The 15,770-nt window shown below is 67.6% G+C and carries 15 protein-coding genes, 1 tRNA gene and 1 pseudogene; 11 read left to right on the top strand and 6 right to left on the bottom strand.

Translation table 11 applies throughout. The features are described from left to right. The first annotated feature begins 6 nt into the window (after positions 1–6). Both trpB and trpA read left to right on the top strand, forming a co-directional pair. On the top strand, positions 7–1,242 hold the full coding sequence (trpB, locus tag MSB02_RS07940; protein ID WP_267194700.1) for a tryptophan synthase subunit beta: 1,236 nt from the start codon (positions 7–9) through the stop codon (positions 1,240–1,242). Positions 1,243–1,264: 22 nt separating this feature from the next. Further along, positions 1,265–2,140 carry a tryptophan synthase subunit alpha gene (gene trpA, locus MSB02_RS07935; protein WP_267194699.1) on the top strand — a complete coding sequence of 292 codons (876 nt, stop codon included), beginning with the start codon at positions 1,265–1,267 and terminating at the stop codon, positions 2,138–2,140. Positions 2,141–2,155: 15 nt separating this feature from the next. Here the strand turns inward: trpA and MSB02_RS07930 are convergent, their stop codons facing one another. Next, entirely contained in the window at positions 2,156–2,380 is a 225-nt protein-coding gene (locus MSB02_RS07930) for a thioredoxin fold domain-containing protein (RefSeq protein WP_267194698.1), read from the bottom strand. Positions 2,381–2,395: 15 nt separating this feature from the next. Further along, on the bottom strand, positions 2,396–2,566 hold the full coding sequence (locus tag MSB02_RS07925) for a hypothetical protein (RefSeq protein WP_267194697.1): 171 nt from the start codon (positions 2,564–2,566) through the stop codon (positions 2,396–2,398). 147 nt (positions 2,567–2,713) lie between these two features. Between MSB02_RS07925 and MSB02_RS07920 the strand changes: the two genes are divergently transcribed. From MSB02_RS07920 to MSB02_RS07890, 7 genes are all read left to right on the top strand, one after another. Next, positions 2,714–4,303 (top strand): NAD+ synthase, encoded by a 1,590-nt coding sequence (locus MSB02_RS07920; RefSeq protein WP_267194696.1) that lies wholly within the window; start codon positions 2,714–2,716, stop codon positions 4,301–4,303. 1 nt (position 4,304) lies between these two features. Next, positions 4,305–4,751, top strand: coding sequence for a GNAT family N-acetyltransferase (locus tag MSB02_RS07915; RefSeq protein ID WP_267194695.1), 447 nt, complete (start codon positions 4,305–4,307; stop codon positions 4,749–4,751). Positions 4,752–4,858: 107 nt separating this feature from the next. Further along, complete coding sequence (locus MSB02_RS07910) at positions 4,859–5,818, top strand: beta/alpha barrel domain-containing protein (RefSeq protein ID WP_267194694.1); 960 nt, start codon at positions 4,859–4,861, stop codon at positions 5,816–5,818. A 95-nt stretch (positions 5,819–5,913) separates the two neighbouring features. Then, positions 5,914–6,840 carry an acetyl-CoA carboxylase, carboxyltransferase subunit beta gene (gene accD / locus MSB02_RS07905; protein WP_267194693.1) on the top strand — a complete coding sequence of 309 codons (927 nt, stop codon included), beginning with the start codon at positions 5,914–5,916 and terminating at the stop codon, positions 6,838–6,840. Further along, positions 6,840–7,802 (top strand): acetyl-CoA carboxylase carboxyltransferase subunit alpha, encoded by a 963-nt coding sequence (locus MSB02_RS07900; RefSeq protein WP_267194692.1) that lies wholly within the window; start codon positions 6,840–6,842, stop codon positions 7,800–7,802. Before accD ends, MSB02_RS07900 begins: the two co-directional genes overlap by 1 nt. 38 nt (positions 7,803–7,840) lie before the next feature. Then, complete coding sequence (locus tag MSB02_RS07895; RefSeq protein WP_267194691.1) at positions 7,841–9,082, top strand: 6-phosphofructokinase; 1,242 nt, start codon at positions 7,841–7,843, stop codon at positions 9,080–9,082. Between the two features lie 4 nt (positions 9,083–9,086). Further along, positions 9,087–9,641 (top strand): class II aldolase/adducin family protein, encoded by a 555-nt coding sequence (locus MSB02_RS07890; protein ID WP_267194690.1) that lies wholly within the window; start codon positions 9,087–9,089, stop codon positions 9,639–9,641. A 46-nt stretch (positions 9,642–9,687) separates the two neighbouring features. Here the strand turns inward: MSB02_RS07890 and MSB02_RS07885 are convergent, their stop codons facing one another. The 4 genes from MSB02_RS07885 to MSB02_RS07870 all read right to left on the bottom strand — a co-directional run bounded on the left by MSB02_RS07885 (position 9,688) and on the right by MSB02_RS07870 (position 13,621). Then, entirely contained in the window at positions 9,688–11,772 is a 2,085-nt protein-coding gene (locus tag MSB02_RS07885; RefSeq protein WP_267194689.1) for an ATP-dependent helicase, read from the bottom strand. 91 nt (positions 11,773–11,863) lie between these two features. Continuing rightward, positions 11,864–12,889 (bottom strand): adenosine deaminase, encoded by a 1,026-nt coding sequence (locus tag MSB02_RS07880; protein ID WP_267194688.1) that lies wholly within the window; start codon positions 12,887–12,889, stop codon positions 11,864–11,866. A 29-nt stretch (positions 12,890–12,918) separates the two neighbouring features. Continuing rightward, positions 12,919–13,004 (bottom strand) — tRNA-Leu (locus MSB02_RS07875). Positions 13,005–13,048: 44 nt separating this feature from the next. Continuing rightward, on the bottom strand, positions 13,049–13,621 hold the full coding sequence (locus tag MSB02_RS07870) for a hypothetical protein (RefSeq protein ID WP_267194687.1): 573 nt from the start codon (positions 13,619–13,621) through the stop codon (positions 13,049–13,051). Between the two features lie 151 nt (positions 13,622–13,772). Here MSB02_RS07870 and MSB02_RS07865 point away from each other — a divergent pair, with 151 nt between their 5' ends. Further along, positions 13,773–15,188 (top strand): sensor histidine kinase, encoded by a 1,416-nt coding sequence (locus tag MSB02_RS07865; protein WP_267194686.1) that lies wholly within the window; start codon positions 13,773–13,775, stop codon positions 15,186–15,188. Positions 15,189–15,194: 6 nt separating this feature from the next. Further along, positions 15,195–15,767: pseudogene (locus MSB02_RS07860) on the top strand (ANTAR domain-containing response regulator); the annotation flags it as partial. Between the last annotated feature and the right edge of the window lie 3 nt (positions 15,768–15,770).

Below are 15,770 nucleotides of genomic sequence, written 5' to 3'. Positions count from 1 at the left end.
TACTTGATGTCTGACGTGCTGCTGCCCTCTGCCGAGATGGCGTATTCAACGCCTGACGCCCAGGGCTTCTACGGTCCGTACGGCGGCACCTTCGTGCCGGAGACTGTGGTGCCCGCGCTGCAGGAACTCGCAGCCGGCTACCAGGAGGCCATCGAAGACGCCGCGTTCGTGGAGGAGTTGTTGTACCTTCTCCGCGACTACGTGGGAAGGCCCTCACCGCTCTACCGGGCCGACCGTCTCGCTGCCGAGGTGGGGCTGGGCGCCGTCTACCTGAAGCGGGAGGATCTCAACCACACCGGCGCGCACAAGGTGAACAACACGATCGGCCAGTGCCTGCTCGCGAAGCGTATGGGCAAGCACCGCGTGATCGCCGAGACGGGAGCCGGTCAGCACGGAGTGGCGACCGCCACGACCGCTGCCCTGCTCGGCCTGGAGTGCGCTGTCTTCATGGGCGTGGAGGACATCCGGCGCCAGGCGCTCAACGTCTACAAGATGCGGCTGCTGGGCGCTGAAGTGGTCCCCGTGGCCGAGGGGCAGGGCACGCTCGCCGATGCCGTGACTGCCGCGCTCAGGCACTGGGTCGAGCGCGTGGAGGACACCTTCTACGTGATCGGCTCGGCGCTCGGGCCGCATCCATACCCGCAGATGGTGCGCGACTTCCAGAGCGTCATCGGCTCGGAGATCCTCGGCCAGATGGAAGAGAAGCGGATTCCGAGCGTGGATGCGGTGGTGGCGTGCATCGGCGGCGGCAGCAACGCGATCGGCACGTTCTACCCGTTCCTGCGCGATGTTCCCGTCGGGAAGCGTCCGCTGCTGATCGGGGCTGAGGCCGCGGGGCTCGGGCTGGACACCGACCGGCACGGGGCTGCCCTGACGAAGGGCTCGCCCGGTGTCCTGCACGGCTTCTACAGCTACCTGCTGCAGGACGATTCGGGGAACCCGCTCGAGGCGTATTCGATCTCTGCCGGCCTGGACTACCCCGGCGTGGGTCCCGAGCACAGCTACCTGAAGGACGAGGGGCTCGTACGGTACGAGACGGTCACCGATGCCGAGGCGCTCGACGCGTTCGCGCTGCTCACGCGGGTAGAGGGCATCATCCCGGCGATCGAGTCGTCGCACGCGCTGGCATTGCTGCCGCGTCTGGCGACCGAACTTGGAAGCGACGCTACCGTGATCGTGACCGTGTCGGGTCGCGGCGACAAAGACATGGACATTGTGCGGGAGGCGGGTCTCGGTGAGTGAGAGGGCGGAGCGCGGGGTATTCTTGAGCGACGCCTCCGCAGCCGGGGTAGGCGTCGGTGGCGCATCGCGCCATCCGGCGCCGCGGGCCCCCGGCGAGGACAGCGAGCGAGGGGATGCCCCGCGCTCCGCCCTCAGGGCCGCATTCCAGAAGGGAAGGCCGGCTCTCATAACCTATGTGATGGCGGGCTATCCCGATCGGCGCGCGTCTATCGAGGCGCTGCGGGCCGCTGCGCGAGGGGGCGCCGATGTGATCGAGCTCGGCGTCCCGTACGGCGATCCGCTCGCAGATGGCCCCGTGATCGCCGAGGCGGCCGCCGTTGCGCGCGCGGGCGAAGGAGGATTCGGACTCGTCCACGCGCTCCAGGTGGCGGCGGCATTCATCAGGGACCCCGGCGTGGATGAGGCGCCGCCCGTCGTGGCGATGACCTACATGAACCCCGTCATGCGTCTCGGGCTCAAGCAGACAGCGGAGCGGATGCTCGATGCAGGAATAGCGGGCGCCATCATCCCGGACATGCCGCCGGAGGCATCGGCTCCGTGGCGGCAGGTCTCCGCAGGACTCGATACGGTGTTTCTGACCGCGCCCACCTCGACCGACGAGCGATTGGCGGTGGTGGCGGGCGCCTCGGCAGGCTTCGTCTACTGCGTGAGCTCGATGGGCGTCACCGGCGAGCGCGAATCGCTGGCGATCGGCCTGGCCGACCAGGTGGCTCGCGTCAAGCGCCATACCGACCTTCCGGTGGCGGTGGGCTTCGGCGTGGGTGACGCCGCCCAGGCGGCGCAGGTGGCCGCCATCGCCGACGGTGTGATCGTGGGGAGCGCCATCGTCAGGCGACAGTCCGATCCTGTCGCTGTGGAGTCGTTCGTGCGGGAGCTGGCTGCGGCTGTTCGTGGGTGACGGAGGCGGTCGACCTTACTTCAAGGCGTCGAGCGACGCTTTGAGCGTGTTCTCGGACACCTCTCCGATGAGCGTGTCGGCCACCGTGCCGTCGGCGTTCACGAAGACGAAGGTCGGCACGAACTGCACACCATAGTCCTGTGCGAGCTGGTTGCCCTCGGCGCTCGATTCGACGTTGTACATGCGGATCGCGACGTCGTCCTCGTACTGCGGCTTGAGCCCATTCACGATGGGCGCCATCTTGGTGCAGCTGGGTCAACTGGTGGTGAAGAACTCGTACATCACCGGCATCCCGTCGGGCACGGGTCGCTCATCGGCGACAAGGTCGCCGGATGATGCGGTCCCGCCGCCGGTCGCGCAGGCGGCGAGCGAGGCGGAGAACACCACGACAAGAGCGATGAGAACGACGCGTATCAGGGGGCGCATGGCGGCTCCTCTCGTTGACGTACACGCCAAGTGTAACCGAGAACGGTGCTCACGGATGGATAGCGGGCGGAGTCGCCCGACCATCGGTCCGGACGAGCGGCAGATGGTGCGCCGTTCGGGCCCGCGTCGTGGTGGTAGACTCACCGCATGCGTATCGCGCTTGCACAGATCGACGTCACCGTGGGGGATATCGAAGGCAATCTCCAGCGGTGCCTTGACGCCGCGGCTTCGGCCGACGGCGCTGATGTCGTGCTCCTGCCCGAACTTGCGCTCACCGGCTATCCACCGGAGGACCTGCTGGCGCGTGCGGGGTTCGTGGAGCGCTCCGAGACGGCGCTCGCGCGGTTGGCTGCGCAGGCCATTCGGCCGTGTGTGGCAGGGTGCGTGATCCGCTCGGACAGAGGATTGCACAATGCGGCGGCGTATCTGGCCGACGGGCAGGTGCGCGCGGTCTACCACAAGCGGCTTCTGCCCAACTACGGCGTCTTCGACGAGGAGCGCTACTTCGAGCCGGGGCAGAGCGACGTCATCGTCGATATCGCCGGCGTGAAGTGCGCGCTCACGGTCTGCGAGGATATCTGGTCGTCGGCGACCGTGGAGCGTGTTGCCGCGGCGGGCGCGCAGGCGGTGCTCAACATCTCGGCGTCGCCGTTCCACCGGGGCAAGGGATGCGAGCGCGAGGAAATGCTCCGCGCCAGGGCCTCGGAAAGCGGTGTGTGGGTGGCGTACTGCAACCTCGTGGGCGGCCAGGACGAGCTCGTGTTCGACGGCCGGTCGATGCTGTTCGCGCCCGACGGCACCCTCGCTGTCCGTGCCGCCGCGTTCACGGAGGACGTCGCCTCGTTCGACATCGCGCCGGGCGTGATTCGTGCCGGGTCCCTCAGGCCGTCGCCCGAGGGTCCGGAGGAGGTGCACCGGGCGCTCGTTCTCGGACTCGGCGACTACTGTCGAAAGAACGGTTTCGCCGACGTGGTCCTCGGCCTGTCGGGCGGCGTGGACTCCGCGCTCGTGGCGACCGTGGCGGTCGACGCGCTCGGCGCGGATCATGTGCATGGCGTGCTGCTGCCGGGGCCGTACTCGAGCGAGGGGAGCGTGCGCGACGCGCTCGAGCTTGCCGCGAACCTCGGCATCGCAACCCACACGCTCCCGATCGACGCGCCTCACCGGGCGCTGCTCGACGCGCTCGAGCCGGCTGCCGGGCGGTTGGAGCGGACGCTGGCCGAGGAGAACCTTCAGGCGCGCATCCGTGGCACGATGCTGATGGCGCTTTCCAACGCGAACGGCTGGCTGGTGCTGGTCACGGGCAACAAGAGCGAGCTAGCGGTGGGGTACTCGACGCTGTACGGAGACATGGCGGGCGGCTATGCGCCCATCAAGGACGTCTTCAAGACGCATGTCTACGACATCGCCCGCTGGCGCAACACGGTTTCGCCGGCCGTCCCCGAGGCCACGCTGCACAAGCCTCCCTCGGCAGAGCTGCGCCCCGATCAGACCGATCAGGACAGCCTCCCGCCCTACGACGTGCTCGACGCGGTGCTTCTCGGCTACATCGAGGAGGACCGCTCGGTGGACGACCTCGTCGCGCATGGCCACGACCCGGAGGTCGTGGAACGGGTGGTGCGGATGGTGGACGCCGCCGAGTACAAGCGCCGTCAGGCCGCGCCGGGGACGCGCGTCACGGCCAAGGCGTTCGGGCGCGACCGCCGCATGCCCATCACCAACGCGTACCGGGGCTGAGATGCGGGACATCGTGCTCGAATGGCTCGACCCTGCCGACCCACGGATGGCCGAGGTGCACGCACTGCGCCATGAGGTGCTGTTCGCCCCGTTCGGGATCCCGCGTGACGACCGCTGGGACGACGAGGGGGCGGATCGTCTGCATATCGCGGCGTTCCGTGACGGCAAGCTCGTGGGGTACGCGAACATGCTGTTGAAACCCGACGGCACCGGCCATGTTCGGCAGGTGAGCGTGCTGCCCGAGCTCCAGGGGGGCGGCGTCGGGAGCGCGCTGATGACCGGCATCGAGGACGAGGCGCGGCGCCGCGGGATCGCCCTGCTCACACTCAACGCCCGCACGACCGCGGAGGGTTTCTACACGCGTATCGGATGGCGCACGGTGAGCGACGTCTTTCCCTTCGGCCGCACGGGCGTTCCGCACGTGCGGATGGAGAAGCGCATCGGGTGATAGCATCGAGCGCGTTCGTGGCATAACCTATGTGCGGGCGGTGTGCACCGGCACGCCGGATGCGTGCGCCCGCGATCACGTATTCACCCGACCACGAGGAGGACCATATGCCGAGCATCACGCGTGACCAGGTCAGAGTCCCGGTGGACGTGCCCGCCGAGGCGCGCGAGACCTACATCGACAACTACCTGGCGGCTACCCGGGGCACGGGGCGCCTCATGCTGTTCGCCTGCGACCAGAAGGTCGAGCACCTGAACGACGACTTCTACGGTGACGGCATCGCTCCTGAAGACGCGGAGCCCGAGCACCTCTTCCGCATCGGCGACCAGGGCATCTGCGGCGTGCTCGCCGGTCAGCGCGGGCTCATCGCGCAGTATGCCGCCGACTACCCGGACATCAACTACCTCGTGAAGATGAACTCCAAGACGCACCTGGTGAAGACCTCGGCCAAGGATCCCGCCAAGCACCAGGACGACCCGTACAGCCCGCAGCTCTACGACATCCAGACCGTCCTCGACCTGCGAGACAACGGCGTGAATGCGGTGGGTGTGGGTTACACGATCTACCTCGGCAGCGAGTACGAGGCGAACATGATGCAGGAGGCGGGGCAGCTGATCGCCGACGCGCACTCCATGGGGCTGCTCGTCGTGCTGTGGATCTACCCCCGCGGGAAGGCCGTCATCGATGAGAAGGACGCGCACCTGATCGCCGGCGCAGCAGGCGTCGCCGTCAGCCTGGGCGCGGACTTCGTCAAGGTCAACCCGCCCAAGGGCGACGATGAGAAGTCGTCGGCCGAGAAGCTCAAAGAAGCCGCCGCGGCTGCCGGGCGTACCGGCCTTGTGTGCGCGGGCGGATCGACCGTTGACGCCAAGACGTTCCTCACCCAGCTGTGGGAGCAGATCCACGTTGGCGGCGCCAGCGGCAACGCCACTGGCCGCAACATCCACCAGCGCCCGCTCGACGAGGCGGTGCGGCTCACCAAAGCCATCAGCGCTATCACCCTCGGCGATTGGCCGGTGGACGACGCGCTCGCGGTGTTCGAAGGCGAGAAGGAGTTCACCGTCTAGCGCAAAGGTGCCTGCGATCGAGAGCGCGGCATCGCCCCGGTGGCGGTGCCGCGTTATCATTACCACTTGTACGTCGCCGAGGGTCGTGGAGCGATATGCCGATCAACGACTGGTTCAAACAGCGCGAGGGGCGCCGCTACACGGTATCCACCGGTAGCGGAACGGAGAGTCTGCCCGATGGCGTGTGGCGGACCTGCCCCGAGTGCAAACGCACGCTCTATCAGGGAGAGGTCGAGCGCAGCCTGTCGGTCTGTCCCCACTGTGATCACCACTTCGAGTTGATCGCCCGGGACAGGATCGACGCGTTAGTCGATCCGGGGAGCTTCGCGGAGATCGATGCGGGCCTGGTCTCGAGCGACCCCCTGCGTTTCTCGGCCGGCAAGCCGTATGCCTCCAGCCTGGAGCGCGCATGCCAGACCACCGGGATGGACGATGCGGCGCTCACGGGGACGGCCACGATCGACGGTCATCCGGTTGTGGTGGGCGCGCTCGACTTCAGGTTCATCGGAGCGTCCATGGGATCCGTGGTGGGCGAGCGTATCGCCCGTGCCTTCGAGCGCGCGAGAACGGAACAGCGCGGTGTCGTCATGATCGTGGCGTCGGGCGGCGCCCGCATGCAGGAGGGGATGCTGTCGCTCATGCAGATGGCGCAGACGGCCGCCGCCGCCGAACGGTTGTCGCGAGCGGGGCTGCCCTACGTCTCGATGCTTGTGAACCCCACCTACGGTGGCGTCACCGCGAGCTTCGCAGTACTGGCCGACGTCATATTCGCCGAGCCGGGCGCGATGATCGGCTTCGCGGGTCCCCGGCTGGTGGAGCAGACCATACGCCGGTCGCTCCCCAAGGGGTTCCAGACCGCCGCCTCGCTCCAGTCGCACGGGATGATCGACGAGGTCGTGCCTCGCGGGGAGTCGCGTTCCCGAGTGGCCACGGTGCTCGGTTATCTGATGCCCGCCGATCGCGTCGTCCCTGCCGGAGCAGACGATACGCCGGCGCTCCTTCCCGAAGGCGGTGAGGCGTGATGGCGCGCTTCGTGATGGAGTTCGAGCGCCCGCTCGCCGACCTGGAAGAGAAGCTCGCGGCGCTCGCGAACCTCGATATCGCATCGACTCCCGAGCTCGCCGCTGAGATCGCGGACCTGGAGCGCGAGGTCGAGCGGCTCCGGGCCACGCTGTACTCCACGCTGAGCCCGTGGGAGAAGGTACAGGTGAGCCGGCACCCCGACCGGCCCAAGACCGCCGACTACGTGGCATACCTCTTCGACGATGTCGTGGAGCTCAGGGGCGACCGCCGGTACGCAGACGACCAGGCGATGTACACGGCGCTTGCCACCCTCGGTGGCCGTCGCGTGGTGGTCATCGGGCACAACAAGGGGCACACGACCAAGGAGAACGTCGCACGCAACTTCGGCAGCCCGCATCCGGAAGGGTTCCGCAAGGCCGAGCGTGCGATGCGGCTGGCTGACCGTTTCGGTCTGCCCATCGTGACGTTCCTGGATACTGCAGGCGCGTCACCCGGGCTCGAGGACGAGGAGCGGGGCCAGGCGTGGGCGATCGCGGACTGTCTCGCCACGCTGTCGGCCGTGCGGGTGCCTGTGGTGGTCGTGGGTATCGGCGAGGGGGGCAGCGGAGGCGCTCTCGCGATCGGTTTCGGCGATCGTCTGATCATGCTGGAGCACGCATACTACTCCGTCATCAGCCCCGAGATGTGTGCGCTGATCCTGCACAAGGACGCGGCGCGGGCGCCCGAATCGGCGGCCGCGTTGGCGCTCACTGCCGAGGACCTGCTGAGGATGGGTATCGCCGATGAGGTGGTTCCCGAGCCGCTTGGCGGCGCACACCGGGAGCCGGAGATCGTGGCCGGTGAGGTGGGCGTCCGGATCGCCACCGCGCTCGATGCGTTGAGCGAGGAGGACCCCGACGGGCTGCTGGAACGCCGTTACGAGCGGCTCCGCGCCATCGGGGAGTACAACGAGACCGACTGAACGGCCGAAGAAGTCTGGACCGATGGGGGCGTGATCGTGTGAACGGTGAGACCGGCATCAAACGGGTAGGGATGCTCTTCAGCGGAGGTCCTGCTCCGGCCGCCAACGCCGTGATCTCCGCAGCCGCGCTGTCGTTCCTCAACAGCGGCATCGAGGTGCTCGGCTTCTATGACGGGTACGAGAACCTGGAGAACTACTCGGAGGACCGGCCACTCGTGGAGGGGCAGCACTTCATCCGTCTGAGCCGCAACGACGTCTCGGGCATCCGCAACCGCAAGGACATCATCCTGCGCACCTCGCGAGCCAACCCCGGCAAGCCCGTGGGCCAGAAGAACGACCTGGCCGACCACCGGCGCAACCAGAAGCTGCGCAACGTCTACGCTGCGCTTGAGGCATATGACGTGGACGCGCTCGTGTCGATAGGCGGGGACGACACCCTCAAGACGGCCAACTACCTCAAGGAACTGCAGAACGTGGTCGGCGGGCTGCGGCCCATCCGCATCGTTCACCTCCCCAAGACCATCGACAACGACTACTACGGCATCGACTGGACCTTCGGGTTCTTCTCGGCCGCGCACTTCGCCGCCGCTGAGATCCGCAACCTGGGCGCCGACGCCCGTTCCACGCAGGTCTGGTACGTGCTCGAGATCATGGGCCGCAAGGCGGGGTGGCTCACGTACGCCTCCGGTATCGCCGGCGAAGCGACACGGATGATGTCGGTGGAGGACTTCACCGGCACCTTCGACGCCAAGCTGCAGGCCGAGGAGCTTGTTGACCTCATGCTGAAGCGCGAGGCGGACGGCAGGCGGTACGGCATCATCTGCATAGCCGAGGGTCTCGCTTCGCACCTTCCGGACGACCAGCGCCCGCAGATGACCGACGAGCACGGCAATCTCAAGCTCGGCGAGGCGCAGGTGGGCCGGGTGCTCGCCTCGGCCATGGAAGAGGCCTACGAGCGGCGCACCGGCATCAGGATCAAGGTGCGGAGCAAGCAGATCGGCTACGAGGCGCGCTGTGCCGAGCCAAGCGCGTTCGACGTCCTGCTTGGCACGCAGCTGGGCGTGGGCGCGTATCGCGCGCTCGTGGAGAAGGGCCTCAATGGCGTGATGGTCAGCGTGGAGGACCAGCTCTCGCTGAAGTACGTGCCGTTCGGGCTGCTGATCGATGCGGAGACGATGAAGACCAAGGTACGCTTCATCGACACCGACAGCGACTTCTACAGGCTTGCTCGTGCGCTGGAGTACCAGGGCATGCTGGCCGACCGGCCGGACGGGGAGTGATGGCGTGATCGATCGCGAGACGATCCGGCTCTTCCGCGACATCGGACGGGATGTGTTCGTAGCGGGGCTCACGTCGAGCCACGGGGGTAACATGAGCGTTCGCGATGGCGGGCGCATCGTGATCACCCGGCGCGGGTCGATGCTCGGGCGGCTCGGCGATGACGACCTGGTCGAAGTGGGTATGGAGCCCGGTCCCGCCGATGAGCGGTGCAGCCGCGAGCTGGTGGTCCACCGGGCGATCTACGCCGCCACCGATGCCAGCGCGATCGTGCATGCGCATCCCGTGCACACGATCGCACGCAGCTTCGCCTCCGACGCCATCACGCCCGCCGACTCGGAGGGCCTCTATGTGCTCGGCGACGTGCCGGTGGTGTCTTCGGAAGTGACCATCGCGTCTCCAGAGGCGGCGACCGTGCTTGCCGAGGCGCTCCGCGAGGCTCCGGTGGCCGTGCTGCGTACCCACGGGCCGTTCGCGCGCGGCGCATCCCTTGAGGAGGCGTTCATGTACGTGAGCGCACTCGAGGCGAGCGCACAGATCCTCGACCTGCTCGGACGATAGGGCGGTAAGCGACATCGCCTCAGGTGGCGTCAGGCGGGGCCGGGCGTCACTCCCACATGGATCGCATGCTCGCGCGGATCTCCGCGGTGGTCACCGCAACGGCGCCTTCATCTACCGGAGCCTCCGCATGCGGTGACGCCTGTCGCTCAGCGAAGAGGGGGCGAAGCCGGTCGGGGATGAACCGCGTGCGTTGGGCGTAGCCGTAGGCGTCGGAGCGTCCGCGACCGGCCCGGTAGTAGCGGAGCGGGTGCGTCACGTAGAGGGCGTCGCGGGCCCTCGTGCAGGCCACGTAGAACAGGCGACGTTCCTCCTCGATCTCCTCCACCGATCCTGTCGCCATGTCCGACGGGATGTTGCCGTCTGCGGCATGGATCACGTAGACCACATCGAACTCGAGCCCCTTGGCCGAATGCATCGTGGAAAGCACGAGGTAGTCCTCGTCGAGCAGGGGCGGTCCGGCGAAATCACCCGTCCACTGCGGGGCGTCGAGCACCGACTCGGTGAGGAACCGTGACCGGTCGGAGAAGCGTGAGCCCAGCATCTCGAGTTGCTCAAGGTCGGCGAGCCGCGCGGGTGCGGCGTCGTAGCGCTGCTCGCAGAGCGGAGCGTAGAACGCGCGGCATGCGTGGATCTGCGACGCGACATCGCCGGGGGAGGCGCTCAGGAGGGTGCGCATCAGGGAGACGAAGTCCGGCCACAGCGGGCGCGTGGCCTCCGGCACGTTCCTGCCCACCCACGCTTCGCAATCACCGTCGGCCTGTGAGAACTCCCCGGCGAGGAGCGATGCGGTGCGCGGGCCTATGCCGGGCAGCAGGCCCAGTACCCGCAGGGCCGCCACAGAGTCGTGGGGATTCTCGGCCAGGCGGAGGAACGCCACAAGATCCTTCACATGCGCCATCTCGACGAACTTGAGTCCGCCGTACTTCACGAACGGCACGTTGCGCTCCTGGAGCTCCATCTCGAGGTCCATCGAGTGATGCGCCGCACGGAAGAGCACCGCCTGGCGTTTGAGGTCCGTTCCCTCCTCGCGATGGCCGAGGATGCGGTCGATCACATACGACGTCTGCTCTCTCTCGTCGCGACAGGTCACGAGCGCGGGACGGGCGCCGCCCTGTCGTTCGGTCCACAGCGACTTGTCGTAGCGCTCGGTCGCCTCGGCGATGATGGCGTTCGTCGCATCCAGCACCGGTGCCGAACTGCGGTAGTTGCGCTCCAGTGTGAGCACGGTGGTCGCCGGGAACCGGGCGGGGAAGTCGAGGATGTTGCGCACCGTTGCCGCCCTGAACCCGTAGATGGCCTGCGCGTCGTCACCCACGACGGTGAGCCCCTGGCCGCCGGGCCGGAGCGACTCGACGATGTCGGCCTGTACGGCGTTGGTGTCCTGGTACTCGTCCACCAGCACCGCGTCGAAACGGTCGCGGATGAGCCGGCCGAGTGCGTCGTCTGCAAGCATGCCCCGCCAGAACACCAGGAGATCGTCGTAGTCCAACACGCGCGACGCTTCCTTGCGGTCGACGTATCCCGCGAAGAGACGCTTGAGGTCATCGGCCTCGCTCTTGCACCACGGGAAACGCGTCTCGAGCACGTGGCCGAGCGGCTCCGCGGCGTTCACGCAGCGGGAGTAGATGTCGAGGCACGTCCCCTTCTGGGGGAACCGCCGCGTTCTCGAGCCGAGGTCGAGTTCCGTGCGCACCGCGTGCATGAGGTCTTCCGAGTCGGACCGGTCGAGGATGGTGAATCCCGGGGGAAGCCCGACGGATTCCCCATACATGCGCAGCAGCCGAGCCGCGACCGAGTGGAACGTCCCTCCCCAGACCGTGCTGCCGGCACGGGTGTCGGGCAGCTCCCCGGCGTTGGACGCCCGGCGCAGCAACGCCTCGGTGCGCCGGATCATCTCGTCGGCGGCACGTCGTGTGAACGTGAGGAGCAGGATGCGCCCCGGTGGTGTGCCCCTGGCTATGAGGTATGCCACGCGGTGGGCGAGTGTGGCGGTCTTACCGGTGCCGGCCCCGGCCACGATGAGCAGGGGGCCGTCGGCGTGCGTGACCGCGGCGCGCTGTGCGTCGTTGAGGTCACGCAGCAGGCTCTCGATCAGGGCGGGCGTGTCTGTCTTCGCATCTGATGCGGCCATGCGGCCTCCTGGGACGGGAGCCTTCAGGAGCCGATGCTAGCATCTATCGGACAGGAAAGCGAACACGTGTTCGATTGTGCCGGTGTCCCGTCTAGCGGACCCCGTGGGCGTCGGCGTATTCGCGCACCTCGCGACTCCGGGCGAGTCGCGTCGGCTCGTCGAGGAAGGAGGCTCTGAACGAGGCCTCGGCAAGATCGGCAAGGTCCTTCAGGGAGAGGCCGAGCGCCTCAGCCGCGGCAACGTAGTTCTCCACCAGGTATCCGCCGAAGTACGCCGGATCGTCGGAGTTCACGGTCACCAGGAGGCCTGCGTCCATCATCCGCCTGAGGGGGTGTTCGGCCATCGCCGGCACCACTTTGAGCCGCACGTTGGAGAGAGGGCAGACGGTGAGCGGCACGCGATCCATCGCGAGGCGCGCTGTCAGCATCTGGTCTTCGAGGCAGCGTACGCCGTGGTCGATCCGCTCGGCGCCGAGGACATCCAGCGCACCGAGGATGTACTCAGGCGGACCCTCCTCGCCGGCGTGGGCGACGACCCGGTAGCCCGCATCACGTGCGGCGTGGAAGACCTCCTCGAAGTCCTCGGGCGGGTGCCCGAGTTCTGCCGAGTCGAGGCCTACGCCGACGATACGCCGACCGTAGCGCCTGGCGTGCTCGAGCGTCTGGGCCGCGCTCGCGGGTGAGAGGTCGCGCAGGAACGACATGATGAGCCGCGAGGTGATGCCGAACCGCTCCGTGCCGTCCTCGAGGGCCCTCATGATGCCGGTGACCACGGTCCCGAAGTGCACGCCGCGCTCCGTGTGCGTCTGGGGGTCGAAGAACGGCTCCACGTGACGGATGTTCTCCTCGGCCGCCCTCACGAGGTACGCCCATGTGAGGTCGTAGAAGTCCTGTTCGCTCACGAGTACCGAGCAGCCCGCGTAGTAGAGGTCGAGGAACGACTGCAGGTCGCTGAACTCGTAGGCCAGGCGGGCTTTCTCAACGCTCTCGTACGGGAGAGCGACATGGTTCCGCTCGGCAAGGTCGAACATCAGCTCCGGTTCGAGCGTGCCCTCGAGGTGGAGGTGGAGCTCCGCCTTGGGGAGTCCGAGGACGAACGATCGGAGGTCTGTGGTCATCGGGTTCCTCCTTCGCAGCGAATCGCCTGTGGTGCCCGGGGTGGGAGTCGAACCCACACGCCCTTTCGGACAGAGGTTTTTGAGACCTCCGCGTCTGCCATTCCGCCACCCGGGCATGGGGGCGTGAGAACCGCTGCTGTGATAGTACCCGTGACCCTCTCAGAGGAGAAAGCCGGTAGACGACAGGGTACCCATGTTTCCCGCCACCGACCAGAGGTTGAGCATGATGAACACGGCAACGAGAAGGAGCAGTGCGGCGCTGACACCGAGCCGAAGCCCGACCTTCTGCAGCGCCTCGGGCGTATGTCCGCGGCCGAGGCTCCACGTGCCGCCGGAGATCGATCGCATGGCCTGCGCCTCACGCAGCGCAAGGATCGAGAGGATGATGGCCGCCGCGGCGCATATCAGCGTGAAGGCTATCCAGATGACGTTGAAGGAGCGGGCGAGGCCGGTGTCCTTGGCAATGAACGAACCGAGGAACATGCTGCCCACGATGTAGATGAGCGGCAGGAGCGTCGCCACCTGCGTGTAATCCAGCAGCCGTTGCCCGTGACCGATCACGTCGCCGATCGCGGCGGACACAGGTGCGGCGTCCTCGGCGGTGTGCGGGGCGCGCGAGATGCCGTTGGAGACCCGGAGGGCGCTCGCGGCGGACACGATGCTGCCAACGAGGTAGATGACCGCGAACGCCATGTAGGCGTAGATGTACGTCACTGAATCGGTGAACGACATGTGTCCCCTCCCGGCGGGTGGACCCCCCAACAACGCGCACTGCGCCCCGAACGCATGGCGCGGATCCCGCTGGGACAATGATAACCGTGATGTATGCCGCCGACCAGGAGCGACGACGCGTGTGCGGTGGCATCCCGCGTATAATCCTCGCATGGATACGCTGGCGCAGATGGTCGAGGAGTTGTCGGAGGACGCGCGCGTCCACGTGCGGAACGTGGCCGAGAACCTGCAGCTGGCCGCCGACCTGGGGTACGGGGATGTCGCGCTGCTCGTGCCGGGATCCGACGGCGCGCTCGTGGTGATCGCCGACGCACGGCCGATGACCGCGGGTTCGGCGATCCCAACGACACGCGTCGGCCGGGTGATCGATCGCGACGACGAGCCCGAGGCGTACGACACCCTCACGACCGGCGCCCCTTCATGCGACGTCAAGAGACGCACACGGCGGGGAATCGCGTTCTCGTCCACCGCCTATCCCGTGGGCGGTGACGGGCGTCCGTACGCCATCCTGGTCCGGCACCTCGGCCAGGCGGTCTCGGAGGCACCGGGCAAGATGGAAGTGGCGTTCATGCGCCTTGCGCAGCTGCTGCTCGAGCGATTGCAGCGCGGTCCGATCCGCGACATCGACACCGAGGAGCCGTACGCTACCACGCGCCTCGCCGGTGACGGCGTTCTCGAGATCGACGCCACGGGCGCGGTGGTGTACGCCAGCCCCAACGCCGTGAACACGATGCGCCTCGCCGGCATGGAGAGCCAGCTGGTGGGTGGTCCCGCCTCGGCGCTCCCGGGAGGGGCTCTTGCCGTGGCGCCGGTGATCGGCACCGACGGTGCGCGGGAGAAGACCGTCAACGTGCAGGGGCGTTCGTTGCGGTACCGAACGGTGGCACTGGCCGATCGGATGCTCGTGCTCGTCGAGGACGTCACCGATGCGGTGCGCCGGGAGCAGGAGTTGCACGTCAAGGAGATGGCGATCCGCGAGGTGCATCACCGGGTGAAGAACAACCTCCAGACGATCGCATCGCTGCTGCGCATCCAGGCCCGGCGGTCATCGAGCGACGAGGCGGCTCGCGCCCTCGAGGAAGCAGTGGAGCGGGTATCATCGATGGCGGTGGTTCACGAGATGCTGGCGTCGTCAACCGACGAGTCGGTGGACCTCGCGGCCGCGGTGTCCACGGTGGTGGACATGGTGCGTCGCGGCCTCACGGGTGCAGACAGCGGTATCAGGATCGCCGTGGATGGCGCCACGGGTCTCGTTCCGGCGCAGGTGGCCACGTCGCTCGCTCTGGTAGCGGCGGAGCTCGTGCACAACGCGATCGAGCACGGTGTGGGTCCGGCGGGCGGCGGGGACGTGACCGTCTTCCTCGCGCGCGACAGCCGGAGCGTCTCACTCACGGTGCGGGACAGCGGCGGCGCGCTTCCCGATACGTTCCAGGTGGAATCGTCAGCACACCTGGGGCTGGCGATCGTGAAGACAGTGGCGGAAGACGACCTTCGCGGTACGCTGTCGTTCCGGTCGGGCGCCGAGACGGTGATCTCGGTGACCGTTCCGATCGACGAGACCGACTGAGGAGATACGATGCGGGTGCTCATCGCAGAGGACGAAGCGCTTATCCGGATGGACCTTCGCGAGATGCTCGCCGAGGAGGGCCACGAGGTGGTCGCCGAGGCACGGGACGGTGCGGAGGCCATCGAGCGGGTACGCGAGCTCAAGCCGGACGTTGTGTTCCTCGACGTGAAGATGCCGCGCGTTGACGGGCTGGAGGCCGCGCGCGTGATCGGCGAGGAGAAGCTCGCGCCGGTGGTGATGGTCACGGCGTTCTCCCAGCAGTCGTACGTGGAAGAGGCCACCGCGGCGGGCGCGATGGCATATGTGGTGAAGCCGTTCACCCGTGCCGACATCGTGCCGGCCATGACGGTCGCCGTCTCCAGGTTCGCCGAAGCGCGTGCGCTCGAGGGCGAGGTCGACGACCTGGCCGAGCGGCTTGAGATGCGCAAGGCGCTCGACCGGGCCAAAGGCGTGCTCATGCAGAAGGGCATGAGCGAGCCCGAGGCGTTCCGCCGTCTGCAGAAGCTTGCGATGGACCGGCGCATGACGCTGAAGCAGGTGGCCGAGGCGATCGTGCTGGCATCCGACGCCGAGGGATGATGT

This window comes from Anaerosoma tenue (assembly GCF_023161965.1).
GTDB classification, from domain to species: Bacteria; Actinomycetota; Coriobacteriia; order Anaerosomatales; family Anaerosomataceae; genus Anaerosoma; species Anaerosoma tenue.
The sequence above is the reverse complement of the archived record's forward strand: the minus strand, read 5'-3'. Positions and strand labels throughout refer to the sequence as shown.